This is a genomic window from Arthrobacter sp. B055-34 (assembly GCF_059090425.1).
This window is the reverse complement of sequence record NZ_JBNHFQ010000007.1, coordinates 79,393-105,856: the sequence shown is the minus strand read 5'-3', so window position 1 is coordinate 105,856 and position 26,464 is coordinate 79,393. Positions and strand designations below refer to the sequence as shown.

Below are 26,464 nucleotides of genomic sequence, written 5' to 3'. Positions count from 1 at the left end.
GCTCGGTCCCGGCCCGCCCGTTGCAGGCCGCTATTGGCAAAGACGTAGTGCCGGGCGAAAATGGTTCAACGCCTGGGGGATGTTCTTCTTCCCTACCGGTGAACCTTTCCGCTGTTGGGCACGTCTTCCTGATTGCGGAGGGCTCCGGAACCCGGGCTGTCCGGTCAGGAGGAACGTCGATGTCGATGGAAGAAGAAGCGGTCGCGCAGTTGTACCGCGACCATGCGGCGGCACTTAGGCGGTTCGTGCTGGCCGCCACTTCAGACCCGGACCAGGCCGAAGACGTAGTGCAGGAGACGATCCTGCGCGTCTGGAAACTGGGCCCGGAGGTCGAGAACATGCGCGGTTACCTGTACCGGACCGCGCGGCACGTCATTATCGACAATCACAGGCGCCGCAGCAGCAGGGCCCAGGAAACAAACATGCCGGAAGAAGAGTTGGCAACGGCCGACCAAGTGGATCGGCTCTTGCTCAAAGTGATTATGGAGGAAGCCCTGACAAGGCTCAGCGTGGACCACAGGAACGTCATTCTGGCGTTGCATTACCAACGGCTGACCGCCGCCGAGGCGGCCGAGGAACTTCACGTACCGCTGGGGACGGTCAAGTCGCGTGCCTTTTACAGTGTGAAAGCTCTACGGTCCGTGCTTGATGAAATGGGAGTCAAGCGATGAAAGCCGACCATGAGCAGTTGCGCGAACTGCTCGGGCTTTACATCCTCGGCGGTCTCCGGCGGGATGAGGCCAGGGCCTTCGAAGCACACCTCAACGATTGCCCGGTCTGCCGCCAGGAGGCCGCGGAACTGGAGAGCCTTCCAGGCATGCTCGACGCCGTGCCGCGGGACGAAGCGCTGGAGCTGGCGCAACCGCCCATCGAAGAAATCCAGCAGCATACCAAGCGGCTGCTGAACGAATTGGCGGTGCGCCGCCGCAAAGCACGACGCCGGGTGGCTGGCTTGGTTGCCGCCGTCGCGGCGGCATCGCTGATCATCGGTGCGGTTGTCGGACCGATGGTCACGGCGCCCGAGCAGGAGATGGACAGCTATACGATGGCTTCCTCCCGCGGCCTGCAGGTGGATCTGGACCTGGTGTACAAGCGGTGGGGCACCGAGCTGGCTGTGGACGGCGAACAGCTGCCCGACAGCGGGGTGTTGTCCCTCTGGGTCACCGACTCCACGGGCAAGGCCCGCCAGGTGGCCACGTGGAAGGCAACGCCCGCAGGCCGGGCACGGCTCACGGCAGCTACCGACATCGGAACTGAAGAGATCGTCAGGGTCGAGATCAAGAATGATGACGCTGTCCCGGTCGCCTCGGTAGTCACGCGGGACTGAACGCCCGGGGCCTGCGGCCAGCGCCTACGGCTACCTGCGGCGATACGTCAGATCGAAAATCTCCCGGCCCGCCTCATGCGCCTTCTGCTCGAAGCTGGTCAGCGCCCGGCCCTCGAAACGAGGCGCCCAGCCGCCGATGTCGTCCATGCCTTCACCTTCGCTTGCGTTGCCCGTGCTGACCGGCAGTTTGCCCTCGCGGACCGGGGCGCCGCCGACCACCTTTTCGACGCCGCTTTCCCAGACTTTGGTCAGCGGACTGTCCGCGCCTGAACGTTCGCCGGCATGGACATTGTCAAAGTCCTCCGAGGCCTCGCCCACGTCGCGCATCTGGATGGCATAGGAAGACCAGTCCGTGGCCAGCCGCCACAAGCCCCCCGGTTCCAACACGCGCGCCGCCAAACCGGCAAAGCTTTCCTGTACGAGGCGGCGCTTGTGGTGGCGCGTTTTGTGCCACGGGTCAGGGAAAAAGACCCACAATTCGCTGACCGACCCGGCCGGGAGCATGGTGGCGAGCACCTCCGGCGCGTTGGCCTGGACCACCCGGACGTTGCGCAGACCCTTTTGCCCCACCCGCAGCAGAGTTTGCGCCAGTCCGGGCTTGTAGACCTCAAGCGCCAGGAAGTTGCGCGCGGGGTCCTGCTCGGCGGCGTGGCAGACGGCTTCTCCCAGCCCGGAGCCGATTTCGACGACGAGCGGTGCTTGACGGTCGAAAGCGGCGTCTGCGTCGAGAACGAAGCCCGGATGCACCGATGTGTCGGTCTTGTCCCGGGGGACGTCGATCACGTACTTTTCCGCATAGTCGTTCCAGGCCTGCTGCCGGCGTCCCTGCAGCCGGTTGCCGCGGCGGACAAAGCTGACAGTACGGGTCAGGAATGGCTCCGCTGCATGCGCGGTTTCGGTGTCGCCGTCAGCGTTGCCGGTGCCGCCGGAAGAAGGAGTGTGGGAAGAACTGGTCTCGTGAGTCATCTCCTTCAGAATAGCCGTGGTCGGGAAGGTGCCTTGGGACTGGTAAACTTGACCTACTTGGAGCGTGCATTGGTGTACGTTCCCTGCGTCGATGAACGCTTTCACATTTCTCCCGCAGTTCCATCGCTTCTCCAGAAGTCCTGACCAACAGGTAAGAAGCCGAGCGGTTGACTCTGTCTGATGATTTTCTTCGGCGAAACCCTGGGCCATGCCGGTGCCGGGGACACTGACCGAAAGTACCTGATTACTCTCATGACTATCTCTACTGCCGTGCGCTCCTTTAAGCAGCTCGGAGTTCCCTCGCCGCTCGTCACCTCGTTGACCGGCAGCGGCATCACCGAACCGTTCCCGATCCAGGTGGAAACCCTCCCGGACACGCTGGCTGGACGCGACGTCCTTGGCCGGGGCCGCACCGGATCCGGAAAGACGCTCGCCTTTGCCCTGCCGCTGGTGTCCCGGCTGGCCGAGCAGGAAGCAGCCTACCGCCGTAAGCCGGGCCGCCCGCTGGGCTTGGTGCTCGCTCCCACCCGCGAGCTGGCTACGCAGATCAACGCGACCATCGAGCCGCTGGCCCGCGAAATGGGCCTGAACACCACCGTGATCTACGGCGGCGTCTCGCAGCAGCGGCAGGAAAAAGCGCTGCGCGCCGGCGTCGATATTGTGGTCGCCTGCCCCGGGCGTCTCGAGGATCTGATGAAGCAGAAGATCCTCACGCTGGAGTCGGTGGAAATCACCGTCCTCGACGAAGCGGACCACATGGCGGACCTGGGCTTCCTTCCCGTGGTCCAGCGCCTGCTCGATACCACTCCGAGCCAGGGCCAGCGCATGTTGTTTTCCGCCACCTTGGACAACGGTGTGGACAAACTCGTCAAGCGTTACCTGTCCAACCCGCTGACCCACTCCGTGGACAGCCCGCAGGCCGCCGTAAGCACTATGGAGCACCATGTGCTGGTCTCACCGGACCAAACCGTGAAGAAGCAGCTGGTGAAGGCGCTGGCGTCCGGCGCCGGCCGCCGTATTCTGTTCACCCGCACCAAGCACCACGCGCGCAAGCTGGCTAAGACCCTGACCGATTCAGGCATTCCCGCGGTGGATTTGCACGGAAACCTTTCGCAGAATGCCCGCGACCGGAACCTGGCGGAGTTCTCCTCGGGCGACGTCCGCGTCCTGGTGGCCACCGATGTGGCCGCCCGCGGCGTGCATGTCGATGAGATCGAACTCGTCGTGCATGTTGACCCGCCCACGGAACACAAGGCTTACCTGCACCGTTCCGGCCGTACCGCTCGTGCGGGCACCGACGGCACGGTTGTCACCATCGTGATCCCGGACCAGAAGCTCGAAGTCGGCAAGCTGATGAAGGCTGCCGGCGTTGACGTAGCCTTTGAATCCGTGACCGCTTCCTCTCCGCTGGTGGCCAAACTTGTCGGGGACGTCGCGGCCCCGGTAGACCCGGTAGCCCGCCGTGCGGCAATGGATGCCAAGGCTGCCCACCGGGGTGCTGCCCCTAAGCAGGGCAAGTCCACCGGAGCCAATGCCCAGCGCAAGCGCGCTGCCCGGTCCCAGGGTGGCCGCGGCCGCACTGCCGGTGCATCCGCTGGTGGAACAAGCCGCGCAACTGCGGCAGACGGTGCCGGCCGCGGACCCGCAGCGCGCAATACCGCTGCCCCGGGTGGCCGCCGTGCTGACGCCGATGTAGCTCAGCCGGGCCGTTCGCGCCGTCCTGCCACAGGACAGCGGGCCACCGGGCAGCGTACGGCAGGGTCTGCTGGCGGACAGCAGCCATCCAGCGCACGCGGCGAGGGACGCGGCCCCGGTCAGGCGCCCTCGTCGTCCACCCCGCGCCGCGGCAACCGCCGCGCCTCGGCGCCGGCCAGCAACGCCCGCCGCAGCCGCTAGTTCCCTCATCGGCGCTCAACGAGCGCGCCAGCCAAGGCCCTGACCGACCCCGATTGAGGGGCTGGTCAGGGCCTTGCCTGATGGCGCATATTGTTTGCAGCCGCCAGAATGGGTGGTATGAGGGCAATACTGAATATCATCTGGCTGCTGCTGGGCGGCATCTGGCTGGCGGCGGGGTATTTCCTGGCCGGCATCATTTGCTGCGCGCTGATCATCACCATTCCCTTCGGCATCGCGTCCTTCCGGATTGCCGGGTACGCGCTGTGGCCGTTCGGCAGGAAGGTGGTGGACAAAGGCGGCCGCACCTATGTAATGTCGACGCTGGGCAACATCATCTGGATCCTGGTGGCCGGGATCTGGATCGCCATCGGGCACGTGGCTACGGCCATCGCGCAGGCGGTGACGATCATCGGCATCCCCATGGCGATCGCCAACCTGAAAATGATTCCGGTATCCCTGACGCCGCTGGGCAAGGAAATTGTGCCCACGGACCGTCCGTTCATCGGCTATGACAAGCAGTACCCGGTCATCGGTTACGACCGGAAGTACCCGGAGTACGGACGCTAGAGCGATTATTCGACGTTGAGCCGGCGTGCATCGCTAACCCCGGGATTGCGGCGAGCGACGGACTGCACTCGGAAGCGCCGACCGGTGATGTCCGACGGGACAACCCGGACAAAGTTGTTCTTCTCGCCGCCCTGCCAGGGAAATAGGGGCAGCATGGACGAGGCCAAGACGTCTTCAATGCCGCTCAGGCGCTCGGCGGGACCCTTGAGGACCACGCTCCAGGCCATATTGGTTGCCGGGTTGTAGCCGTCCGTCTCAAACGCGACGTTGACGCCGGAGAGCGCACCATCCAGTTTCGTGCCCCGCGCGGTGCGGAAAACGATGGAGCCATGATCGACGACGTAGTTGATGGGAAAAATCTCCGGATGCCCTTCCACAACCACTGCGAGCCGGCCGAAATCGGTACTGCGGAACATTTCCCAGCACTGGCTGGAGGAAAGGTTTTCAATGCCCTGAGATGCCTCTAGTGCCGTCATGACCACAGTCTATTTGAGCTGGAGGTCAGGAAGATAGCCCCGGTCAGCGCCACCTTGCCAGCCTTCGCAGGGTGCAGCAGCAGTGCCCTCGGAAGCATCATTCATCGGGGAAAACAGGTGCAATCTCCCTGCGGATGTGCTGGAATTACCTGCATAGCCGTTCAGGCTATTTACTCATGGGCCGGACACATCCATCTGCCTGGGGAGGCAGTGCCTGTGCCCTATTTTCAGGAGGCAGCAATGTCTGAGCTCACAGCCGACTTGTCCGGAGAGTGGCGGTTTGATCCGGCACATACCCGCATCGGATTTTCCACCCGGCACGCTATGGTCACCAAAGTACGGGGTGCCTTCAACGAGTTTGACGGGATCATCCATGCGGATGTGGAAAATCCGTCCAATTCGTCAGTCAAGCTCACCATCAAAGTAGCCAGCATTGATACGCGCAGCGAACAGCGGGACGGGCACCTGCGGACCAACGACTTTTTCGACGCACCGAATTACCCGGAGATCACCTTCGTCAGCACGCAGATCGATCAGGTGGACGATCGCAATTTCATCGTCAACGGGGACCTCACCATCCGCGGCATCACCAAGCAGATTTCCATTCCCATCGAGTTCGTCGGCGTCGAACGGGACCCGGGCGGACAACTGCGCGCCGGTTTCGAAGGCACCCGCCGGATCAACCGCCAGGATTTTGGCGTTAAGTGGAACACGGCGATGGACTCCGGCGGGGTACTGGTGTCCGACCGGATTGTGCTCGAATTCGAGGTCTCTGCGGTGAAAGTTGAAAACAGTGCGGACGACGGCGGATAGGACGCCTGGCCACGTTACAGGGCGAAGACCGACACCAGGGCGGCGAAACCTCGGCCGCTGATTTCGGGCGGGCGCGTAACATCGTCTTGCGGCTCGCCCGGAACCCCCGTGGCTGCTTCATCCTGCGGAGTGCTGCCGGCGACGGTGTCGAATGGCGCCAAGGTCCGCGTAGCGTTTCCATCCAGAACCTGTGCCTGTCCCTGCAGCAGCACAAGGAACTGGTCCGGCTGGAGGGGCAGCGGTTGTTTCTTGGATAACTCTGCAATGAGGACGCCGGCACCGAAGGAATCCTTGCGGGTCATGACGTTCAGGGCACGGCAGGCACCGGTAGGAAGCGCACATGAGGTGGTGCTGTCGCCGTCGAACCTAAAAGGGCGGAACCGCTCCAGCCGGCGCGCAACGCCGTCGACCGTCAGTTCAACAACGTCCCCTTCGACCACGGTGAAAGTGCGCTCCATGCCGGGGAATGAGGAGAAGGCGCTGGCCGCCGCAATGTCGGCGATGCTCAGCCGCCACACCGGCTCCGTTGCTGTGCCACCCAACGCAATCTTACGCGTAACGCCGCCGCCATTGCGCCAGGGCTGCACTTTCAACGACGCGAATTCAATGATGCGCATGTTTTCCTTTATCGCTCAGAGGTGTCTGTCCCAGTTCAACACATAGACGTCCTCATGCTCGTCATCGGCCGACAGATCCAGGCCAGGTGCCCGTATGAAACCCAGACCTGCAACAATTTTTGCGGAGGCGACATTGCGGGGCTTGACCCGGGCCATGATGGGCGGCAACTCCAACAGTTCGTTCACATGCACGACGACGGCGCGGACTGCTTCGGTCCCGTAGCCTTTTCCCCACGAGCGGTGTTCCAGGCGGTAGTACAGATTAAGGACTGGACGGTCGTCGAGCAGCACATGTTTGACGCCGACAAAACCAATCGGGTCAGTGCGGTCAGGCAGCCGGACGGCAAAGTAGCCCACGCCGTGACGGTCCCACTGGTCCTCCCAATGCGCGAACAGGCCTTCTGCTTCTTCGCGCCAGCCCAGCGCGTCGCCGGGATTGTGCCGGGTGGTCCGCCGGTCGGAGAGGAGCCGGAACATGGCGTCCACGTCCTCGCCCCGTGGCCTGTTGAGGATCAGTCGCTCAGTCTGCAGCGTTGTTTCCATCGCCTGCCTGCCGTGGCCTTGCCGGAATTCCTGCCATGACACCAGCGTAGTCGCGTCACGCGAGGTGCCGTACTCGCTATCCGGCAGGTTTCCTTCACGTACCTGTTTTGCGATGCCACGATAGGAGTGGCCGGCGTCGGGGAGGCTGTGGATAACTTTACTTTCAAAGTTGAGCGTAGTACACTCAACTTAGTTGCGTTGAAGTCATGCACAACAGTCGATGGAAGGGAGCTTGTGTTGGACGCAAAATTCACTACCAAGAGCCAGGAGGCTCTCTCCTCCGCTGCCATGAACGCCTCGACGGCGGGGAACCCCCAGGTTGAGCCGGCGCATCTACTCAAGGCGCTGATGGACCAGCGTGAAGGTGTCGCCGTCGCACTGCTCAAAGCTGCGGGCTCTGATCCGGATGCGGTCAGCGTCCAGGCCAGTTCTGCCATCAAAGCCTTGCCGGCATCGTCCGGGACTTCGGTGGCCCAAGCACAGTACTCGCGCGGCATACTGCAGGTCATCAATGTGGCGAAGCAGGAGGCCGAAAAGCTGGGTGACTCCTACATTTCCACCGAACACCTGCTGCTGGGGCTGGCCGCTGACTCGGCTGCCACAGGGACAATTCTGCAGGGTGCCGGCGCTTCGCATGAAGCACTGCGGGCGGCGCTGCCCGGCGTGCGCGGCGACCGCAAGGTGGACAGTGCCGACCCGGAAAATACCTTCCAGGCCCTGGAGAAGTTTGGCGTGGATCTGACCGCCATTGCACGCTCCGGCAAGCTGGACCCTGTGATCGGGCGCGACTCCGAAATCCGGCGCGTTGTCCAGGTTCTCTCGCGCCGGACTAAGAACAACCCCGTACTGATCGGTGAGCCGGGCGTCGGCAAGACCGCGGTGGTGGAAGGCTTGGCGCAGCGCATAGTCGCCGGCGATGTCCCGGAGTCTCTGCGGGGCAAGACACTGATCAGCCTCGATCTGGGCTCCATGGTGGCCGGCGCCAAATACCGCGGCGAGTTCGAGGAACGGCTGAAGGCCGTACTGGAGGAAATCAAGAATTCGGACGGACAGATCGTTACCTTTATCGACGAACTCCACACCGTCGTCGGTGCCGGTGCGTCAGAAGGATCCATGGACGCGGGCAACATGCTCAAGCCCATGCTGGCCCGTGGCGAACTGCGCATGATCGGTGCCACCACGCTGGATGAATACCGCGAGAACGTGGAGAAGGATCCGGCCTTGGAACGCCGCTTCCAGCAGGTGTACGTAGGGGAACCCAGCGTGGACGACACCATCGGCATCCTCCGCGGCCTGAAGGAACGTTACGAAGCGCACCACAAGGTTTCCATTGCCGATTCGGCTTTGGTCGCCGCGGCGACCTTGTCCAACCGCTATATCGCCGGCCGGCAACTGCCGGACAAGGCGATCGATCTCGTGGACGAAGCCGCCTCCCGGCTGCGGATGGAAATCGACTCGGCTCCCGAGGAGATCGACCAGCTCCGCCGTGCCGTCGATCGGCTGACCATGGAGGAACTGGCCCTCGCCGATGAAACGGACGTGGCGTCGCAGGAGCGGCTTGAGGTTTTGCGCGCTGACATGGCTGACAAGAAGGAGCAGTTGGCCGCGCTCAATGCCCGCTGGGAAGCCGAGAAGGCCGGCTTGAACCGGGTTGGTGACCTGAAGGCGAAACTCGATGAGCTGCGGAGCCTCGCGGACAAGGCCCAGCGCGACGGCGACCTGGCCGAAGCCTCCCGTATTCTCTATGGCGAAATCCCGGCCTTGCAGAAGGACCTGGATGCTGCCCAGGCAGCCGAAACCGAGACAGAAGCACCTGAACTCATGGTGTCTGAGGAGGTTGGTGCGGACGACATCGCCGAGGTCATTTCGGCGTGGACCGGAATTCCTGCCGGGCGCATGCTGCAGGGAGAGTCGCAGAAGCTGCTCCAGATGGAACAGTTCATCGGCGGCCGCCTGATCGGCCAGACGAAGGCGGTAGCATCTGTGTCCGACGCGGTCCGGCGCGCCCGCGCTGGCATCAGCGATCCGGATCGGCCCACCGGCTCCTTCCTGTTCCTAGGGCCCACGGGTGTCGGCAAGACTGAGCTGGCCAAGGCGCTGGCGGACTTCCTGTTCGACGACGAGCGCGCGATGGTCCGGATCGACATGAGCGAGTACTCGGAAAAGCATTCCGTGTCCCGTCTCGTGGGTGCCCCTCCGGGCTATGTCGGTTACGAAGAAGGCGGCCAGCTGACCGAAGCGGTTCGCCGCCGGCCGTACTCCGTAGTGCTGCTGGACGAAGTCGAGAAGGCGCATCCGGAAGTGTTCGACATCCTGCTTCAGGTGCTCGACGACGGACGGCTCACCGACGGCCAAGGCCGCACCGTTGACTTCCGCAACGTGATCCTTGTGCTGACCTCCAACATGGGTTCCCAGTTCCTGGTTGACCCGATGCTGGACGACGGGCAGAAGCGCGAAGCGGTTATGAAGGTGGTCAACGCGAGCTTCAAGCCAGAGTTCCTGAACCGGCTGGATGACGTGATCATGTTTGATCCGCTGAGCATCGAAGAGCTGTCCCGCATCGTGGACCTGCAGGTACAGTCGCTCGCGGCCCGGCTCAATGAGCGCCGACTCACCCTGGAGGTGACGGACGCAGCCCGTGAGTGGCTCGCGTTGACTGGCTTTGATCCGGCGTACGGTGCCCGTCCGCTGCGCCGCCTGGTGCAGCGGGAGATCGGCGACCGGTTGGCCCGCGGCCTGCTCGCCGGCGACATCTCGGATGGTGACACCGTCCTGGTGGACGTCGCCGATGCCTCCCTCGAGGGCGGTGTCGAAGGCCTGACCGTCCGGGCGAAGTAGCACCCGCCCTGCGCAAAGCAGCAGAGCCTGCCCCGGTTATAGGGCAGGCTCTGCTGCTGCTTTGCTGGTTGTCTTCGGCGCCGGCGCCGTAGCGCTTATTCGCCGATCAGGGACGCCGAGATGTTGTTGCCCTCGTCGGAGATGACAAAGCAGTCGATGCGGCGGTCACCTTCCTGCCAGGTGCCTTCCGACGGCATGCCATAGGAATTGCGCAGGTTCCCGTACTCGTCGGCATTGTCATTCAGCTCAATGGCTGAACAGAATTCCTCGGCCTGTACGTTGAGTTCGTCCTTGCCCGGGAATTCGTCGGCCTCTTCATAGAAGTACGTGCCGACGAGCTGGGCAGCATGCGGGGTCTCGCAGCTGACGACGGTGGCATTCTGCGTGGCCGCTTCGAAGTCGATGAAGCACTGGCCCTCTTTGAAGTCGAACGGCGAAACGTCTTCCGCAATGATCCCGTCCGCGCCCGGCGACTCCTCCGCAACGGCCGGTGAGGAGCTCGTGGCGGTACCCGTTGGTTCGCCGCCCCTGTTGAGGAGGCTGATGATGATCACCGCGATAATCACGATGGCGGCGGCAATGCCGAGGCCAATGAACAGCAGGGCTTTGCCCCGCGGTCTGTCGGCGCTGCCAGGGGCTACTGGCGGTTTCTTCCCGGAGGTTGGCTGGCCGATTGAATACCACGTGTTCTGCGGGGTATCTCCGTCGGAAGTTCCCGGAGCAGGATCCCATTGCGACGGCGGTACGCTGCCGGGATTCTCGGCGGGCGGGGGAGTGGCTGCACGGGGCTGCGCCTCGGCGTTGCCTCCTGTCCACACAGGCGGGCTGGCATCGGCGGTTGCCTCCTCGGAGGCAGGGGCGCCGCCCTCTGCGTGTTGCGCCGCGGCAGAAACCTGGACCGCGTCGAAGATCCGATCCCACTGTTTGCCATCGGTGGCCTCCGGGGCCCATTGCGGCTCTGGCGACACCGCTTCCAGACTCAGGCCAGCATTGGTTTCGTCGCCGGACACGGCAGCGGGCGCGGTATCGCCGGCCGCCGCGCCGGCAGGTGCGGTCCCTGCTGCGGTTGCCGGAACATCCGGGCTTTGGCCACGGCCGAGTTGCTGACCGGCCGCTTCGGCTTCTTTGGCCGCAGCCTCGGTTTCGGCGGCAACGGCATCAAGCTCGGCTTCCTGCGCGGCATCGTTGCCGATCCGGGCCTGGTCGAGCTTGGGCTCCGAAAATTTCAGCTCTTCGGGGTTCGTCTGAAGCTCCGGCTCCGCGACGGGCGCGGCATCAGCCTCCGGTTCGGCCGCCGGGGCGGCGTCGTCTGGCTTTTTGCCTTGTTCGCTCATGGGGAAAATTGCCTTCCTGATACCTGCCCCGCGTTCTGCGGAAATTTCCGTTACTCCCGACTTTAGCCAACTATCAGGCGCCAATGCAGGTTATCGCGACGGGACCGGGCTGTGACGGACCGGATTTTGCGAACTTCGCTGCCTGTGCTGCGGCAACGGGACCTGCAGAAAGCATGTACCCTAGATATACGACAGAATTGATCAAACATTCCGGGGCCTCGCTCGTCGCCCGAGCGACCACCTCCGGATCGAGGCGATAAAGGGGGTCACGCCATGGGGCGCGGCCGTCAAAAGGCAAAAGCAACCAAGCAGGCTCGGGAGATGAAGTACTTCACCCCGAACACTGACTACACGGCGCTACAGCGTGAGCTGGCAGCGTCTAAGAGTAGTGCCTCCAGCCGGTATCCGGAGGAACCGGCTGAGCCGGACTATTCGGCGTATGAGGACAAGTACGCAGATCAATTCGACGATGAGGACGAGGAAACTCGCCGCATCGGCTGAGCATCGCCGGGCAGTTGCCGGCACTTTCAGCATTGAATCTCATCTCTTAGCGGCGTGCCCGGCGCGCCGCTAAGAGGCGTTTAACGGCAGGCTGACATCGACCTCCGCATTGCCATCCCACACTCCGAGGACCCGGCGGAACCGGCTGTCCGAGTCCGGGCGCATGTCCACCAATGCCGCCTGCCGCACCAAGACCTCGTCGCCGGGCTGAAGCCGGCCCTCGGTATGGCTGACATGTGGCCGGAAATATTTGCCGGTATGGTGCGGGCTCAGGACATGAGCATCGGGACCAACAGCAGCAAGACATTCCTCATGCAGGCGCTGCAGGCTGGGCACCGGTTCCACCAGCGAGACGTGCACCGTGCCGTTGCGGCCGAAATAGTCGTCCGCGCCGATCCGCACCCCGAAGCCCAGGTGTCGTGTCAGCGCCGGACCGAGGCGGCCCATGACGACGTCGGCGCTTTCTTTCGTGTCAAAGCGTGCCAAGGTTATGTGCAGCGGCCATCGTGAACGCTCGAACGTGAGACCGGCAGCAACCGGCTGCACAAAAACAACGACGACGAATGCTCCCATGTGCCCAGTCTGGCACCCGGGACCCGGTGAGGCTATGCGTAGTTGCCGACGAGGTGCACGGCTCCGCCGTCGACACCCTTGGCGCCCTGGACGAAGTCCGGCCCGGACAGCGAGCCATCAACAGCACCGACGGTGCCCATGGCCCACGCGGTCATGCCGCGCTCGTTCAGCCGTGCCAGTGCGGCATCGGCGCCGGCAGCGTCCACGATGGCAACCATGCCCACCCCGAGGTTCAGGGTCCGTTCCAGGTCTGCCTGCGGGACATTGCCGAGCTGGGCGACAAGCTTGAAGATGGCGGGCAGTTCCCACGTTGAACGGTCCACGGTGGCCATCAGGCCCTGCGGCAGCACGCGCGCAAGATTCGCAGCGAGACCGCCGCCGGTCACGTGGCTGAAGCCATGCACGCCGGCCGCCTCGTACCGTGCCAGATCGAGGCAGTCCGCTGCGTAGACCTTGGTCGGTTCGAGGAGCTCCTCGCCAAGAGTCCGGCCCAGTTCGGAGACCTGGCGGTCGAGGGCCCAGCCGGCGTGGTTGATCACGCGGCGGACCAGCGAATAGCCATTGGAATGGATGCCCGAGGAAGCCATGGCGATAACCACGTCCCCGTCCTTGACCCGGTCCGGGCCCAGCAGGTTGTCGTCTTCCACCACGCCGGTGGCTGCGCCTGCGACGTCGTACTCGTGTTCACCCAGCAGGCCGGGGTGTTCCGCCGTTTCGCCGCCGACCAACGCGGTACCGGCGACTTCGCAGGCGGCCGCGATGCCGCGGACGATGGCGGCGATGCGTTCGGGGACAACCTTGCCGCAGGCGATGTAGTCGGTCATGAACAGCGGCTCGGCGCCGACCACGACGATGTCGTCCACGACCATGCCGACCAGGTCAAAGCCGATCGTGTCATGGATGTCCATGGCCTGCGCGATGGCGACCTTGGTGCCGACGCCGTCTGTGGAGGTGGCCAGCAGGGGCTTGCGGTACTTCAGGAGCGCGGAGACATCGTAGAGCCCGGCGAACCCGCCGACCCCACCGATGACGTTGGAGTTGTGAGTGGCCTTGATAGCACCCTTCATCAGCTCAACGGCTTTGTCGCCGGCTTCAACGTCAACGCCGGCGCTGGCATAGGTGATCTGGCTGGCGCCCAGGTCAGGGGAGGTCATACTCGCTCTTTCTTGTCATCGTCAGTCAGGAGGTTTTCCAAATCCGAGTCCGGGCCCGGGTCGCAGGAGCCGTGCTCCTGTTCGTCGGCATTCGGCCGTTCGAGCAGGTTCTTGCCGCGGCGGCTGGCGTCCGGCAGTTCGATCGGGTATTCGCCGGTGAAGCAGGCGGTGCACAGCTTCTCGCGCGGCTGCTCGGTGGCTTCGATCATGCCGTTTTCGGAGATGTAGCCCAGCGAGTCGGCGCCCAGCGAGGCGCGGACTTCGGCCACGCCGATTCCGTTGGCGATCAGTTCGGCGCGGCTGGCGAAGTCGATGCCGTAAAAGCACGGCCATTTGATGGGCGGCGAGGAGATCCGGACGTGGACCTCCGCCGCGCCGGCTTCGCGGAGCATGCGAACCAGCGCCCGCTGGGTGTTGCCGCGGACAATCGAGTCGTCGATGACGACCAGGCGCTTGCCCTGCACCACGCTGCGGAGCGGGTTCAGCTTCAACCGGATGCCCAGCTGGCGGATGGTCTGGCTCGGCTGGATGAAGGTCCGGCCGACGTACGCGTTCTTGACCAGGCCCTGTCCGTAGGGGATGCCGGATTCCTCGGCATAGCCGATGGCCGCCGGCGTGCCTGATTCCGGCGTCGGAATTACCAAATCAGCGTCAACGGGGTGTTCCTTGGCCAGACGGCGGCCCATCTCGACGCGTGCGGCGTGGATGCTGCGGCCGTTGATGGAGGTGTCCGGGCGGGCCAGGTAGACGTATTCGAAGACACAGCCAGCGGGTTTCTTCTCCGCGAAGCGCTGGGAGCGGAGGCCGTTCTCGTCGATGGCGATGAACTCGCCGGGCTCGACTTCGCGCACAAACGAGGCGCCGACAATGTCGAGGGCAGCGGTTTCGGACGCGACCACCCAGCCACGTTCCAGCCGGCCGAGGACCAGCGGGCGGACACCGGACTCATCCCGTGCCGCGTAGAGGGTTCCTTCGTCCATGTAGGTGAAGCAGAAGGCGCCGCGCAGTTTCGGCAGCAGCTCCATGGAGCGCTCTTCGAGGCTCTGGCCGGGCTCGCCCGCCATCAGCGCTGTCACCAAGGCAGTGTCCGTAGTGTTGCCCTGGGCCAGCTCGCCGCGGTCCGGCTTGCCGAATTTCTCGATGACCTTGTCGTAGAGGTCGGCGGAGTTGGTCAGGTTACCGTTGTGCGCCAGCGCTACGGTGCCCGTAGCGGTTGCGCCGAGGGTCGGCTGCGCGTTTGCCCAGGTTGAGCCGCCCGTAGTGGAGTAGCGGCAATGGCCGACGGCGATATGGCCGTTCAGCGTGTTCAGCGTCGTCTCGTCGAATACCTGGGACACCAGCCCCATGTCCTTGTAGACATTGATGCGCTTGCCGTCGCTCGTGGCGATACCTGCGGACTCTTGTCCGCGGTGCTGCAGAGCGTACAGTCCGTAGTAGGTAAGTTTTGCTACTTCTTCGCCTGGGGCCCAGACTCCGAAGACGCCACAGGCATCCTGGGGTCCCTTTTCGCCGGGGAGAAGATCATGGGAAAGTTTTCCGTCACCGCGTGCCACCTCAGTATTGTCTCACGCTAATAACGGACCCGGGCAACGGATTACGGCAACTAAGGCCGGCCGGGCGCGCCGTCCTTGGGCCCGGAGGGGTTCAGCGTGAGCAACGGCACTGGGGATGAACCGTGGATGCGGCCGGCGGCCGGGTAAATCCGGCTCAGCGCTCTTCTTGTTCCGGGTCCGTCTGTTCCGGGGTTTCCACAGCCATCATTTTCTCGCTGCGCTTGATGCTGATCCGGTCCAGGATCAGGACAACCAGGGCGCCGAGGAGCATGCCCGCGATGCCGAAGAGCACGGCCAGGAAACCGAAAATGGAGCTGCGGGTGAACTCGGCGTTTTCCGGGCCTGTGTAGGCGGAGATGGCGGCCACGATGATACCGAGGACAATTCCGAGGCCCATGAACGGACCGAATTTGGGGGCGCGGCGCAACCGCACTTCGCGACGGTTGGGGGAACCTGGCCCGGCCGGCTCGCGGGGCTCGGCTGGTTCAGCGGGAACGTGCTCGGAACTCATGCTTCAAGCCTACCGGCTGCCGGAAGCGCCGTGGTCCGGAGCGAAAAGCGGCAGCAGATCCGCCAGTTCAGCCCGCAGTCCCGAGGCAGAAACCTTTCCGCTTTCGACGGCGGTGCTCCAGTTTTCGGTGCCGGTCACCAGCGCCAGCCAGGTGGCGCCGTCGCATTCCACCACGTTGGGAGGTGTGCCGCGGGTGTGCCGCGGGCCCTCGATGCACTGAGTGACGCCGAACGGTGGTACCCGCACTTCCACGCTGTTGCCCGGCGCGCGCTCCGCGAGTTCCTCGAGCGAAAACCGCACGGCCGTGGCGGTGGTTTTGCGGTCCATCGCCCCGCCCAGCCACGCGCCCAGGGCGGCGTGGCCGTCGGCAGCCGTGATCCGCCGTCGTACTCCCATTTTTTCTTCGCTTCCCGGCCGGTCAGTCCAGCAGCGCCATCACCGGAGCAGCGAGCCGGATCCGGCCCACCGGTTCGCCGCCGCCGAGCACGGGTTTGACCACTTTCTCCAGGACCGGGCCGACCTTCTCCGCGTCGAGGGCGCCGGCGGCAGCCAGCAGCGTGAGTCCCACCAACGACGCCGCCCGGGCGCCGCCGTCGAGAATCTTCACGGCAACGGAGACACCTGTGTCGGTGCCCATCATCATTACGCCTTCGGCGCCGAGCTTGGCGATGATCTCCAGGTCCTCCATGACCACGGTGTTTTCCTGGCCGTGGCCCTGGACCGCCCAGGGGTAGTCCACCATCGCGGTGGCGATCGTGGCCGCGCGGGCGTCCGCGTTCTTGTCCGAGGGGGCCTTGGCCAGCTTGCCGACGGCGCGCGCCAGCCCGGTCAGCGACACGGCGGGCACCGGGGCGCCGCAGCCGTCCGTGGCCAGATGGGAGATCCGCTCGCCGGTGTACTCCTCGATAATCTCCATCACGCGGCGCTGCAGCGGGTGGTTCGGATCCAGGTACGTCTTGGTGTCCCAGCCGTTTTCCGCACAGGCCCACAGGAACCCGGCGTGCTTGCCGGAGCAGTTGAACGCCACGCGCTGCCGGCCGCGGTCGGTACGCACCAGCCAGCCCCGCGCCGTCTCGTCCTGCGGCCAGGCCGCCGGGCACTGCAGGTCTTCGTCGGTGAGGTCGGCGGCCTTCAGCATGCCGTTGACCACATCCATGTGTTCCAGCGAGCCGGTGTGGCTGGCGCAGGCCAGGGCGACCTGGACGCCGCGCAGCGGGACGCCGGACTGCATCGAGGCGAGGGCCTGGAACGGCTTGAGCGCGGAGCGCGGGAAGATCGGCGCGTTGATGTCGCCGAGTTCGGTGACCACGGAACCGTCCGCGGCCATCACGACGGCCGAGCCCAGGTGGCGGGACTCGATGAAGCCATTGCGTTCCACGACTGCCAGTTCGACGGCGTCGGCAGCTTTAAAGGTTTCGGGCATGCCCCTAAGTGTAGGTGGCGGCTGGGGCGGCTGAAACAACTTCGGGCAGCGCGCTCCCGCCCAGTACGCTTAGACGTTGTGAAGGTACTTGTGATTGGCCCCGGCGGCCGCGAGCACGCAATTGTCCGAGCCCTGCTGACCGACCCCTACGTGACCGAGGTGCATGCAGCGCCCGGAAACGCGGGCATCGCGCAGATAGTGCCCACCTATGACATTGACGCCAACGACGCGGCAGCAGTGCTGGCGCTCGCGCAGCGGCTGGAGTCGGATCTGGTGGTTATCGGACCGGAGGCCCCGCTGGCGGCGGGCGTGGCGGATCCGCTGCGCGAAGCGGGCATCGCGGTCTTCGGGCCGAGTAAGGAAGCGGCCCGGCTTGAAGGCTCCAAGGCCTTCGCCAAACAGATCATGGCCGCGGCCAACGTGCCCACGGCGATGGCCAGGGTGGCCGTCAACGCGGAGGAAGCCGCCGCAGCGCTGGACACCTTCGGCGCTCCCTACGTGGTTAAGGATGATGGTCTGGCCGCGGGCAAGGGCGTGGTGGTCACCGAGGACCGCGTCGAGGCGCTGGCCCACGCACAGTCCTGCTTTGACGCCGGCGGGGAAGTGGTGATCGAGGAATACCTGGATGGCCCGGAGGTCTCCCTCTTCGTGATTTCCGACGGCGAGCGGGCCGTTCCGCTGGTGCCGGCGCAGGACTTCAAACGGATTTACGACGGCGACGAAGGCCCGAACACGGGCGGCATGGGCGCCTACACGCCGCTGGAGTGGCTGCCGCGGGGCTTCGTTGACGAGGTCATGGCGCGCGTGGCGATGCCGACGATCACCGAGATGGCCAACCGCGGCACGCCCTTTGTCGGCGTCCTGTTCTGCGGCCTGGCGGTGACCAGCCGCGGCCTACGCGTGATCGAATTCAACGCACGCTTCGGTGACCCCGAGACCCAGGCGGTGCTCGCGCGGCTGCGCACTCCGCTGGGCGGGCTGCTGCTCGCCGCGGCCAAGGGCGAGCTGGACCCGTCCGAACAGCTGAACTGGTCCAGGCGCAGTGCCGTGACCGTGGTTGTCGCTTCGGAGAATTACCCGGGCAAACCCCGGACGGGTGACCGGATCCGCGGCCTGAAGAAGGCCAACGCCCTCGAGGACGTACACGTAATCCACGCGGGCACCGCCCTGGACGAGCACCGCAAGGTGGTCAGCGCCGGCGGGCGGGTGCTCGCGGTCGTCGCCCTGGGTGAAGACCTGGTGGAGGCGAGGGAAAAAGCCTACGACGCTGTGGAACTGATCCACCTGGACGGTTCGCAGTACCGCACGGACATCGGACTTAAGGCGGCCAACGGCGAGATCGTCCTGCCCGGCCAGCGAAACGAAACAGCAGCAAAGGATCTGGCATGAACTTCAACCCCGAACACCTGGAGCTGCCCGGCTGGACCCACGTGTACTCCGGCAAGGTGCGCGACCTATATATTCCGGCGCAATCGGCCGAGGGCTCCGCACAGTCCAACAACAAATCCGCGGCGCGGCACCGGCTGCCGGACCCGATGGATGATGCACAGACGGTGCTGGTAGTGGCCAGTGACCGGATCAGCGCGTACGACCATGTGCTGAGTACTCCGATTCCGGACAAGGGACGGGTCCTGACCCAGCTGAGCCTGTGGTGGTTCGAGCAGCTTGAGGGCGTGGCCAACCACGTAGTGTCCACCGATGTTCCCGAGGCCGTTGCCGGCCGTGCGATGGTCTGCAAGAAGCTGGACATGTTCCCGGTGGAATGCATCGCCCGCGGCTACCTCACCGGCTCCGGCCTGGCGGAGTACCGCGAGTCCCGCACGGTCTGCGCCATCCCGCTGCCCGAAGGACTGGTAGACGGTTCCCGCCTGGAGCCGGCCATCTTCACGCCCTCGGCGAAGGCCGAAGTGGGCGAACACGACGAGAACATTACGTACGACGCCGTGGTGTCCATGGTGGGCGACGATATTGCCGCGCAGCTGAGCAAGAAGACGCTGGAGATCTACCGCCGCGCCGAGGAGATCGCCCGTGAACGGGGCATCATCCTGGCCGATACCAAGGTGGAGTTCGGCATGGATCCGGAAACCGGGGAAATCACCCTGGGCGATGAGGTCCTGACACCGGATTCCTCCCGCTTCTGGGACGCGGCCACTTATGCCCCGGGACAGGCCCAGCCGTCCTTCGACAAGCAGTTTGTCCGGGACTGGCTCACCTCGGAAGAATCCGGCTGGGACAAGGCGTCGGACACGCCGCCGCCGGCCCTGCCGGAGGACATCGTGGAGAAGACCCGGGCCCGTTATATAGAGGCGTACGAGCGGCTCACGGGCCGGCAGTTCTCCTGACCACAGGCATAACGCGGCTTGCAGAGCCAGGTTCGCTGACGGGGCGGGCAACTAAGTATCCCGCCTCGTCAGCCGCCACTCCTGCCTCCCGTTCGGCTGCGGCGAGCAGCCGCCCGAATTCGGTAACGGCTCCGGCATAGGCCGCCAGTTCCTCGCTGCCTCGGCTGTATCCGCCCGTTCCGTGCTGCCCTGGGCCAGGCCGCAGCAGTTCGGCGCGCCGCATCCCGCGCAGCATGGCAGCAGTTGCAGGGTTGGCCGCGTCGCTCAGGGCCGGGGCAGCGGCCGCGGCGGCTGGATCCAGCTCGTACTGCAGCCACCGTTTGATCAGCGCATCATGGTGCGCGGCCAGGGGCGCTGCAGCATTCGTACCCGCGGCTTGGCTCCCCGCAAGCCACCGGCGGCGCAGATGCAGGCCTGCCGGAACCAGCGTCAGCAGCAGCAGGGCCATCAGGACCGATGCCGCGGTGGCACTGAGGGCCGATGCCAGGAAGACGAGCGTCAGGGCACAGGAGAGGCCGGCAAAGGCGTACCAGAAGGTATTGTCCAGGTCATCCGGACGGTCGATTCCCCGCCCGGCGGCCCACGTGGTCGCCGCGATAATGGCGACGACGGCCAGTCCGGCGAGCAGCAGTTGACCGAAGTCCGTGAGGTTCATGGCCGGGACCTCCTAACTGCACAGCCCTTTAAGCCATTGCAGTACGGACCGGCACGTAAGTCAATGCCCCTCGTAGCCCACCACGGCGTCTAGACGGCGGAGCCGCAGTGCCTTGGGCAGCAGCCGCATGGTGGTATTGCGTGCCTTGCGCAGCGGCGCGGAGTCCAGCTGGGCCAGGCGCGCCATGGTGCGTGAGCGTTGCACTATTTCGTTGGCCCGCGGCGCCCGGATCGATTCGTATTCCACCAAACCGTCGGCAATGGAATCCTTGCCCGCCAGCGCGTCTGCCAGCGCGACGGCGTCTTCCAGCGCCTGGCAGGCGCCCTGCCCCAGGAAGGGGAGCATGGGATGGGCCGCGTCACCGACCAGCGTGGCCGACCGCCCGGACCAGACCGGCTCCGGCTTCCGGTCAAAGAGCTCGTGCGCGATGATGGCGCTTTCCTCGGTCTTCACCAGAACGGACTCGATGCCCGGGTGCCAATGGGCGAAGTTCTCGATCGCCGTCATCTTCCACCCGTCGTGGCCGGCGTCTGCCAGCTCTTCGTTGGGCGCGGTGGCATACCAGTAGATGCGGTTCCCGGAGAGGGGAGTGGCACCGAAAACGCCGCCGTCTCCCCACATTTCGCCCCACGGGACGGAGTCGAGGTCCAGCCCCGCCGCGTCGCACACGCCGCGGAAGGCCGTGGTCCCCGAGCTGCGCGGTTTATCACGGCCGATCAAGGCAGGGCGGACCACCGAGTAGAGACCCTCCGCGCCGACCACCAGTTCGGCGCTCTGCCGGCCGCCGTTGTCGAGTTCGACAGTACTTCTGGGAAAGCCGGGTTGGAAGCCGACGGCGTTGAGGCCCAGGTGCACCGTGTTGACCTCCAGGGGCTTGGCCAGAATGGCGGTGAGGTCCGCGCGGTGGATCATCTGGATAGGCAGACCGTAGCGGCGCCGGACATCCAGCTGCTCCAGCAGCATGATCGGGTTGCCGTCCATGTCCAGCACGTCGCCCCGGACCGGAACGGCGGCCGCCAGCACCTCTTCCAGGACGCCGAGCCGTTCCAGTGCGGCCAGGGCATTGGGCCAGAGTGACAGGCCGGTGCCCGAAGGAGACAGGGTGCCGGAGCGTTCCAGTACGTGGACCTTCCAGTCCGTGTTCTGCAAGGCCAGGGCCGTGGCCAGCCCGCCGATTCCGGCTCCGATGATGATTGCCTTGCGTTCAGTTGCACCCATGCACCAATACTTTGTGTATTTGGCCGAAAGATCAAGCTGGCAAGAAGAAAGGCCCCCGGCCTGGCATTGCTGCCGGCCGGAGGCCTTTCCTGCTGGTTTCGTCGGGGTGACAGGATTTGAACCTGCGACCTCGTCGTCCCGAACGACGCGCGCTACCAAGCTGCGCCACACCCCGAAACCTTTGCTCCGCCGTCGTTGTCCACAGCAGCAAAAGCAACTGTTCAAGAATAGCGGAGAAAGGGCCGAAAGCTGAAATCGGGGACCCGGTGACGCTGGACACAGGTCCTGGAGCCGTCCCGCCGCACCTGGACGGACTCCGGGATCGTCAGGGGGAGCGGGGCGTGAGGGTCAGTAGGACCGCCTCGGGGCGGCAGGCAAAGCGCACCGGGGCCATGCGGGACGTGCCCAGCCCGGCGGAGACGTTCAACGGCACGCTGCGGCCCGCGTGCTCCCAGTACGTCAGGCCCTTGGCCCGCCACGTGGGCAGGTCGCAGTTGCTCACCAGGGCGCCGTAGCCGGGGATGCAGACCTGGCCACCGTGGGTGTGGCCGGCCAGGATGAGGTCCGGGTCGTCGGCGGTGAAGTAGTCCAGCACCCGCTGGTACGGGGCATGCGCCACGGCAATGCGCACATGGTCCGCTGCCTCGGAAGTCGAGGAGCCGTGCGGATAGCCCGTGTACCGGTCGCGGTCCAGATGCGGGTCATCGACGCCGGTAAAGTCCAGCCGGAGGCCGTGGAGCACCATGGACTGGTGGCGGTTGGTCAGATCCGTCCAGCCCGAGGTGCTGAAGGTAGCGTGCATGTGGCGCCAGGGCAGCTCCCGGTCCGCGTAGTCCTCGGGCTGGTCGGACGGGCCGGTGAAGTAGCCGAAGGGGTTCTTCAGTACCGGCGCGTAGTAATCGTTGGAGCCCGGGACAAAGACGCCGGGGAACTCGCGCAGGGGAGCGAGGGCTTCGAGCAGCGGTTCCACGGCCCGGCGGTGGCTGAGGTTGTCCCCGGTATTGACCACCAGATCCGGCTCCAGCGACGCCAGGGAACGCAGCCACTGCTGCTTGCGCTTCTGGCCGGGGGTCATGTGGATATCCGAAAGGTGCAGGATCCTCAGCGGGCGGCGTCCGGGCGGCAGGATGGCGAGGGTTTCTTCACGGACGCCGAAGAGGTTGCACTCGATCAGGCTGCCATAGGCAAATGCGGCACTGCCGGCCGCCGTGACACCAAGTGCCACGCGGCCGGCAGTGCGAAGCTGCTTGCGCAGGTGTTCAGCGTCCATGGTCAGTCGTCATCATTTCCGCCGCCGTTACCGTTGCCGTTTCCACCGTTGCCACGGCCGTTGTTGCCGTTGCCGCGGTCGTCGGATCCGCCGCCGTTGCCCGAGCCGCCGCCGTTGTTCTGGGACTGCGGGGACTGGGACTGCGCCGGGTTCACGATGCTGTTCGGCGGGTTGTCGAACGCATTCGTTTCGTAAAGCGGTGCAATCTCCATCATGTAGTCGGTCCACTGGGCGCCGGCGATGGTGGCGCCGTCCACATAGTCGCGGGTAACGCCGTTGATGGGAATGTTGTTGAGCGAATCGTACGAGGTCCAGTTACCCACCCACGATGCGGTGGCGAGGCCGGTGGTGTAGCCGACCGTCCATGTCTGCTCGGACACGTCCGTGGTACCGGTCTTGGCAGCGGCTGGGAAGCCCATGGGCCGCATGTAGCCGGGGCTGTCCGCCACGAGGTTCTCGAGCGGGATGGTCACGGCGTTGGCCACATCCTTGGAGATGGCCCGCTCGCAAGATTCCTTGGGTACTTCGTATTCTTTGCCCTGCGCATCCTTGACCGACGTCAGCGCGATGGGCTTGCAGTACATGCCGCCGCTGGCGAACGTAGCGAAGGACGCTGCCATGGTGATCGGTGCGACTTCCTGGCCGCCGATCACGAAGGACGGACTGTTGACCTCGAACGGCTCGCCGTCGACCGCGCGATGAACACCCATGCGGGTGGCGGCATCGCGGATATCGCAGAGGTCCAGGATGGCGGCCTGCGCGGCGGTGGCGGAGTTGATCGACTTTGTCAGACCTTCGCTGACGGTCATGGTCCGCTCCCAGCCGGAGATTGCGTTCTTGAAGTCCCACTTGTCGAACCAGGCCCCGGCGGGCAGGCAGCTGGCGTTCCAGTCGTAGCCGGCCGGGTACATGGTGCGGCTGGCATCGATCCGATCGTTCAGCTTCCGGCCGGACTCCAGCCACGCCACCGTGGTGAACGGCTTCATGGTCGAGCCGGGCTGGAACCCGTAGGCGGTGCCGCCCATGTCGGCATCCACGTTGAAGTTCAGCTCGGTGTTCTCGGCACCTTGTTCCGGACTGTAATTGGTGTTCTGGGCCATCGACAGGATCTTGCCGGTTCCGGGCTCCACGGTCACCATGGCCGAACCGGCCCCGGACTCGTCGCCCATGGGAACCTGCTCTTCAACGTTTTCCTGGGCGGACTTCTGGAGGCGGGAATCCAAGGTGGTCTGGATCTTCAGGCCGCCGCGGGCCAGCAGCTTGGACCGCTCGGTGGCGTCGGCGCCGAAAGCATCAGACTGCATGATGACGTGCTGCACATAGCTGCAGAAGTAGTCGGCGAAGTTCGCGGCGACACAGCCCGAACGAACCGGCTGCAGGTCGACGCCCAGGTCCGAGGCCACCGCCTTGTCATACTCTTCCTGCGTGATTTTCTGGTTGCTCAGCATCGCGGCCAGCACCGTATTGCGGCGTTCGATGGTCGCTTCCGGATTGGACACCGGATTGAAGTAGTTGGGGGACTGCACCATGCCCGCGAGCATGGCGGACTGTGCGATGTTCAGCTTGGCTGCCGGGACCCCGAAGAAGGTCTGCGCCGCGGCTTCAATGCCGTAGGTCTGGCCGCTGAAGAGCACGATGTTCAGGTAGCCCTGCAGGATCTCTTCCTTGGAGTATTCCTTTTCGACGGCGATGGCCAGCTTGGCTTCGCGCAACTTGTCGCCGATGGACTTGGTGCCGCTGATGGTCAGTTCGTCGGCGCTCTTGCCGGCGGAAGCACCGGCGTCGATGAGCACGTTGTTCACGTACTGCATGGTCAGGGTGGAAGCACCCTGCAGGTCGCCGCCGGCCACGTTGCTCATGGCCGCGCGCATGATGCCCTGCGGATCCACGCCGCCATGCTCGTAGTAGCGCACATCTTCAATGGAGATGATGGCGTTCTGCATGTGCTCCGAGACCTTGTCCAGCGTCACGGGGACGCGGTTCTCGGCGTAGAAGGTGGCAATCAGCTTGCCGTCCGCCGAGTAGATCTTGGAGGGCTGGGAGAGCGGGCTGGTCTGCAGCTCATCCGGCAGCTGGTCGAAATAGTCGATGGACGAGGTCGCTCCCACACCGGCTACGGCCGCTGCGGGCACCAGCAATCCGGCAGCGAGCACGCCGCAGAGCGCACTGATGCCAAGGAACGCCATGATTTTGCCCAGCGTTGTAGCAGTGTCAAAAAAAGGGGATTTACGAGCCGCCATGGGCTCTAGTTTACAAGCACGCGTTACGGTTGACTTATGACCAAATGGGAATACGCCACAGTTCCGCTGATTATTCACGCCACGAAGCAGATTCTGGACCAATGGGGAGAGGACGGCTGGGAGCTCGTGCAGGTAGTTCCTGGCCCCGATTCCACCAATCTCGTCGCCTACTTGAAGAGGGAGAAGCAGTAACATGACGCAGCCGCAGCAGTCCCGCATTTCCGCTGTAGAAGAGCGCCTGGCTGAACTTGGCCTGACCCTGCCCGAGGTGGTCGCTCCCGTAGCCGCCTATGTGCCCGCCGTCGTGTCCGGCGACTATGTCTACACGTCCGGCCAGCTGCCGATGGTTAACGGTGAACTGGCCGCCAAGGGCAAAGTGGGCAACGTCTCAAGTTCTGTCTCGGCGGAGCAGGCCAAAGAGCTCGCAGCCACCTGCGCCATCAACGCACTGGCCGCCGTCAAGAGCGTCATCGGGGACCTGGACCGTGTCACACGGATCGTCAAGGTAGTCGGGTTCGTGGCCTCGGAGCCGGACTTCACCGGCCAGCCGGCTGTCATCAACGGCGCTTCCGAGCTGCTTGGCAAGGTTTTCGGCGAGGCGGGCGCACATGCCCGTTCCGCCGTCGGCGTTGCCGTTCTGCCGCTCGACTCTCCGGTTGAGGTGGAACTGATTGCCGAGTTCAGCTAGTCCGCTTCGGCAGACCAAGCGGCTGTTCCGGCTTCCGCCGGACCAGCTGGAGGCCGCCCGCAGCTGGTTTGACCATGGCGAGCGCACGCCGCGCAAACCGCGGTACGCGTCGTCCGTGGTCCTGATCCGCGACAGCCCGGAGGGTACCCAGACTTACCTTGGGTACCGCTCCGGCAGTTCGCCGCTGGGCGCCATCGCGTTCCCCGGGGGAACCATCGATGACGAGGCGGACTTCGAGCCGGTGCCGTGGTACGGGCCGTCGGCGGCCAAATGGGCCCAGCTGATGGGGCTGGAAGATCATCAGCACGCCAGGGCCCTCGTGGTGGCCGCCATCAGGGAACTGTTCGAAGAGAGCGGCATCCTGCTGGCCGGGCAGGACGAGTCATCCCTGGTCGAGGGCGGCGACAGCGAGGAATGGATGCGCGCCCGCCAGGCGGTCGCAGAGCAGGAAAAGAGCTTTCCGCAGCTGCTGGACCGCTGGGGACTGGGGCTGCGCACCGACCTGTTGAAGCCGCTCTCGCGGTGGCTCAGCCCGGACTTCGCCCACCGCCGGTTCGACACAAGGTACTTCGCCGCGGCACAGCCGGTCAGCCAGCAGCCCAGCCTGCTGGCTGGCAAGGGTGTCTGGGCGTCCTGGGTCTGCGCCGGCAAAGTGATTGCCGAGCGGAGCACCTCCGCACTCGGGGATCTGGCAGACCAGGAAGACACCCGCGGGCTGAACCTCAGCGAGGTCTCCTCACCTGCGGTGGAAACCATTCTCGAAAAGATTGCTTCCGCCCGCGGCTGCATTGCCTACCTCTCCCACAAGCGGCCGCTGCGCGTCTACCATCCGGAACTGGTACTGGTGGAGGGCGAGCCGATGCTCGAAGTCGAAACCCTCACCGCCCCCGAAGGCGGTTCCCTGCAGCGCGGACGATAGAGTTTTTCGCAGTACAAATAACGACGGCGACGGTCACCTT

27 protein-coding genes and 1 tRNA gene are annotated in these 26,464 nt (G+C 64.9%); 12 read left to right on the top strand and 16 right to left on the bottom strand.

All coding sequences use genetic code 11. From position 1 onward, the window contains the following. The first annotated feature begins 179 nt into the window (after window positions 1-179). A complete protein-coding gene (locus AC5RWO_RS14425; protein ID WP_498732111.1) occupies window positions 180-671 on the top strand; it encodes a sigma-70 family RNA polymerase sigma factor in 492 nt (163 codons plus the stop codon). Next, window positions 668-1,327: a zf-HC2 domain-containing protein gene (locus tag AC5RWO_RS14420; RefSeq protein ID WP_498732110.1), complete on the top strand. Its 660-nt coding sequence runs from the start codon at window positions 668-670 to the stop codon at window positions 1,325-1,327. The genes AC5RWO_RS14425 and AC5RWO_RS14420 overlap by 4 nt, the downstream gene beginning before the upstream one ends. A gap of 30 nt (window positions 1,328-1,357) precedes the next feature. On the opposite strand, the gene trmB is transcribed toward AC5RWO_RS14420, so the two are convergent. Continuing rightward, on the bottom strand, window positions 1,358-2,293 hold the full coding sequence (gene trmB / locus AC5RWO_RS14415; RefSeq protein WP_498732109.1) for a tRNA (guanosine(46)-N7)-methyltransferase TrmB: 936 nt from the start codon (window positions 2,291-2,293) through the stop codon (window positions 1,358-1,360). Window positions 2,294-2,545: 252 nt separating this feature from the next. On the opposite strand from trmB, the gene AC5RWO_RS14410 reads away from it, so the two are divergent. Both AC5RWO_RS14410 and AC5RWO_RS14405 read left to right on the top strand, forming a co-directional pair. Then, complete coding sequence (locus tag AC5RWO_RS14410) at window positions 2,546-4,189, top strand: DEAD/DEAH box helicase (protein ID WP_498732108.1); 1,644 nt, start codon at window positions 2,546-2,548, stop codon at window positions 4,187-4,189. Between the two features lie 117 nt (window positions 4,190-4,306). Next, window positions 4,307-4,756 (top strand): YccF domain-containing protein, encoded by a 450-nt coding sequence (locus AC5RWO_RS14405; protein ID WP_498732106.1) that lies wholly within the window; start codon window positions 4,307-4,309, stop codon window positions 4,754-4,756. Between the two features lie 5 nt (window positions 4,757-4,761). Here the strand turns inward: AC5RWO_RS14405 and AC5RWO_RS14400 are convergent, their stop codons facing one another. After that, window positions 4,762-5,232, bottom strand: coding sequence for a pyridoxamine 5'-phosphate oxidase family protein (locus AC5RWO_RS14400; protein WP_498732105.1), 471 nt, complete (start codon window positions 5,230-5,232; stop codon window positions 4,762-4,764). A 240-nt stretch (window positions 5,233-5,472) separates the two neighbouring features. On the opposite strand from AC5RWO_RS14400, the gene AC5RWO_RS14395 reads away from it, so the two are divergent. Further along, window positions 5,473-6,045 (top strand): YceI family protein, encoded by a 573-nt coding sequence (locus tag AC5RWO_RS14395; RefSeq protein WP_498732104.1) that lies wholly within the window; start codon window positions 5,473-5,475, stop codon window positions 6,043-6,045. Between the two features lie 14 nt (window positions 6,046-6,059). On the opposite strand, the gene AC5RWO_RS14390 is transcribed toward AC5RWO_RS14395, so the two are convergent. Both AC5RWO_RS14390 and AC5RWO_RS14385 read right to left on the bottom strand, forming a co-directional pair. Further along, window positions 6,060-6,662 carry a HutD/Ves family protein gene (locus tag AC5RWO_RS14390; protein ID WP_498732103.1) on the bottom strand — a complete coding sequence of 201 codons (603 nt, stop codon included), beginning with the start codon at window positions 6,660-6,662 and terminating at the stop codon, window positions 6,060-6,062. Window positions 6,663-6,677: 15 nt separating this feature from the next. Beyond that, window positions 6,678-7,205 (bottom strand): GNAT family N-acetyltransferase, encoded by a 528-nt coding sequence (locus AC5RWO_RS14385; protein WP_498732102.1) that lies wholly within the window; start codon window positions 7,203-7,205, stop codon window positions 6,678-6,680. A gap of 237 nt (window positions 7,206-7,442) precedes the next feature. Between AC5RWO_RS14385 and clpB the strand changes: the two genes are divergently transcribed. Next, on the top strand, window positions 7,443-10,043 hold the full coding sequence (gene clpB, locus AC5RWO_RS14380; RefSeq protein WP_498732331.1) for an ATP-dependent chaperone ClpB: 2,601 nt from the start codon (window positions 7,443-7,445) through the stop codon (window positions 10,041-10,043). A gap of 95 nt (window positions 10,044-10,138) precedes the next feature. On the opposite strand, the gene AC5RWO_RS14375 is transcribed toward clpB, so the two are convergent. After that, window positions 10,139-11,377: a septum formation family protein gene (locus AC5RWO_RS14375; protein WP_498732100.1), complete on the bottom strand. Its 1,239-nt coding sequence runs from the start codon at window positions 11,375-11,377 to the stop codon at window positions 10,139-10,141. Window positions 11,378-11,650: 273 nt separating this feature from the next. Here AC5RWO_RS14375 and AC5RWO_RS14370 point away from each other — a divergent pair, with 273 nt between their 5' ends. Further along, window positions 11,651-11,878, top strand: coding sequence for a DUF3073 domain-containing protein (locus tag AC5RWO_RS14370; protein WP_074701078.1), 228 nt, complete (start codon window positions 11,651-11,653; stop codon window positions 11,876-11,878). A gap of 69 nt (window positions 11,879-11,947) precedes the next feature. Here the strand turns inward: AC5RWO_RS14370 and AC5RWO_RS14365 are convergent, their stop codons facing one another. The 6 genes from AC5RWO_RS14365 to AC5RWO_RS14340 all read right to left on the bottom strand — a co-directional run bounded on the left by AC5RWO_RS14365 (window position 11,948) and on the right by AC5RWO_RS14340 (window position 17,092). Then, window positions 11,948-12,451 carry a 2'-5' RNA ligase family protein gene (locus tag AC5RWO_RS14365; protein WP_498732099.1) on the bottom strand — a complete coding sequence of 168 codons (504 nt, stop codon included), beginning with the start codon at window positions 12,449-12,451 and terminating at the stop codon, window positions 11,948-11,950. A 32-nt stretch (window positions 12,452-12,483) separates the two neighbouring features. Continuing rightward, a complete protein-coding gene (purM, locus tag AC5RWO_RS14360) occupies window positions 12,484-13,605 on the bottom strand; it encodes a phosphoribosylformylglycinamidine cyclo-ligase (protein ID WP_498732098.1) in 1,122 nt (373 codons plus the stop codon). Then, window positions 13,602-15,158 (bottom strand): amidophosphoribosyltransferase, encoded by a 1,557-nt coding sequence (gene purF, locus AC5RWO_RS14355; RefSeq protein ID WP_498732097.1) that lies wholly within the window; start codon window positions 15,156-15,158, stop codon window positions 13,602-13,604. The genes purM and purF overlap by 4 nt, the downstream gene beginning before the upstream one ends. 154 nt (window positions 15,159-15,312) lie before the next feature. Further along, complete coding sequence (locus AC5RWO_RS14350; protein WP_498732096.1) at window positions 15,313-15,669, bottom strand: hypothetical protein; 357 nt, start codon at window positions 15,667-15,669, stop codon at window positions 15,313-15,315. A gap of 9 nt (window positions 15,670-15,678) precedes the next feature. Beyond that, window positions 15,679-16,065: a sterol carrier family protein gene (locus AC5RWO_RS14345; RefSeq protein ID WP_498732094.1), complete on the bottom strand. Its 387-nt coding sequence runs from the start codon at window positions 16,063-16,065 to the stop codon at window positions 15,679-15,681. A 22-nt stretch (window positions 16,066-16,087) separates the two neighbouring features. Then, the gene (locus AC5RWO_RS14340; RefSeq protein ID WP_498732093.1) at window positions 16,088-17,092 is read right to left on the bottom strand and encodes an asparaginase; all 1,005 of its coding nucleotides are present in this window, start codon (window positions 17,090-17,092) and stop codon (window positions 16,088-16,090) included. Between the two features lie 78 nt (window positions 17,093-17,170). Between AC5RWO_RS14340 and purD the strand changes: the two genes are divergently transcribed. Together purD and AC5RWO_RS14330 are read left to right on the top strand one after the other, a co-directional pair. Beyond that, window positions 17,171-18,481 (top strand): phosphoribosylamine--glycine ligase, encoded by a 1,311-nt coding sequence (gene purD / locus AC5RWO_RS14335; RefSeq protein ID WP_498732092.1) that lies wholly within the window; start codon window positions 17,171-17,173, stop codon window positions 18,479-18,481. Next, window positions 18,478-19,434: a phosphoribosylaminoimidazolesuccinocarboxamide synthase gene (locus tag AC5RWO_RS14330; protein WP_498732090.1), complete on the top strand. Its 957-nt coding sequence runs from the start codon at window positions 18,478-18,480 to the stop codon at window positions 19,432-19,434. The genes purD and AC5RWO_RS14330 overlap by 4 nt, the downstream gene beginning before the upstream one ends. Here AC5RWO_RS14330 and AC5RWO_RS14325 read toward each other — a convergent pair. The 5 genes from AC5RWO_RS14325 to AC5RWO_RS14305 all read right to left on the bottom strand — a co-directional run bounded on the left by AC5RWO_RS14325 (window position 19,412) and on the right by AC5RWO_RS14305 (window position 24,763). Continuing rightward, entirely contained in the window at window positions 19,412-20,089 is a 678-nt protein-coding gene (locus AC5RWO_RS14325; RefSeq protein ID WP_498732089.1) for a hypothetical protein, read from the bottom strand. The genes AC5RWO_RS14330 and AC5RWO_RS14325 overlap by 23 nt on opposite strands. A gap of 60 nt (window positions 20,090-20,149) precedes the next feature. Then, the gene (locus AC5RWO_RS14320) at window positions 20,150-21,307 is read right to left on the bottom strand and encodes an FAD-dependent monooxygenase (RefSeq protein WP_498732088.1); all 1,158 of its coding nucleotides are present in this window, start codon (window positions 21,305-21,307) and stop codon (window positions 20,150-20,152) included. A gap of 101 nt (window positions 21,308-21,408) precedes the next feature. Next, a tRNA-Pro gene (locus AC5RWO_RS14315) sits at window positions 21,409-21,482 on the bottom strand. 150 nt (window positions 21,483-21,632) lie between these two features. Beyond that, window positions 21,633-22,577, bottom strand: coding sequence for a metallophosphoesterase (locus AC5RWO_RS14310; RefSeq protein WP_498732087.1), 945 nt, complete (start codon window positions 22,575-22,577; stop codon window positions 21,633-21,635). Window positions 22,578-22,579: 2 nt separating this feature from the next. Then, the gene (locus tag AC5RWO_RS14305) at window positions 22,580-24,763 is read right to left on the bottom strand and encodes a transglycosylase domain-containing protein (protein ID WP_498732086.1); all 2,184 of its coding nucleotides are present in this window, start codon (window positions 24,761-24,763) and stop codon (window positions 22,580-22,582) included. Window positions 24,764-24,853: 90 nt separating this feature from the next. Between AC5RWO_RS14305 and sp36 the strand changes: the two genes are divergently transcribed. From sp36 to AC5RWO_RS14290, 3 genes are read left to right on the top strand one after another with little or no spacing between them, the layout of a single operon-like run. Beyond that, window positions 24,854-25,009 carry a Sp36 family protein gene (sp36, locus tag AC5RWO_RS14300; protein WP_074701091.1) on the top strand — a complete coding sequence of 52 codons (156 nt, stop codon included), beginning with the start codon at window positions 24,854-24,856 and terminating at the stop codon, window positions 25,007-25,009. 1 nt (window position 25,010) lies between these two features. Further along, window positions 25,011-25,505: a RidA family protein gene (locus AC5RWO_RS14295; RefSeq protein ID WP_498732085.1), complete on the top strand. Its 495-nt coding sequence runs from the start codon at window positions 25,011-25,013 to the stop codon at window positions 25,503-25,505. Beyond that, entirely contained in the window at window positions 25,489-26,424 is a 936-nt protein-coding gene (locus tag AC5RWO_RS14290) for an NUDIX hydrolase (RefSeq protein ID WP_498732084.1), read from the top strand. Before AC5RWO_RS14295 ends, AC5RWO_RS14290 begins: the two co-directional genes overlap by 17 nt. Window positions 26,425-26,464: the final 40 nt, after the last annotated feature.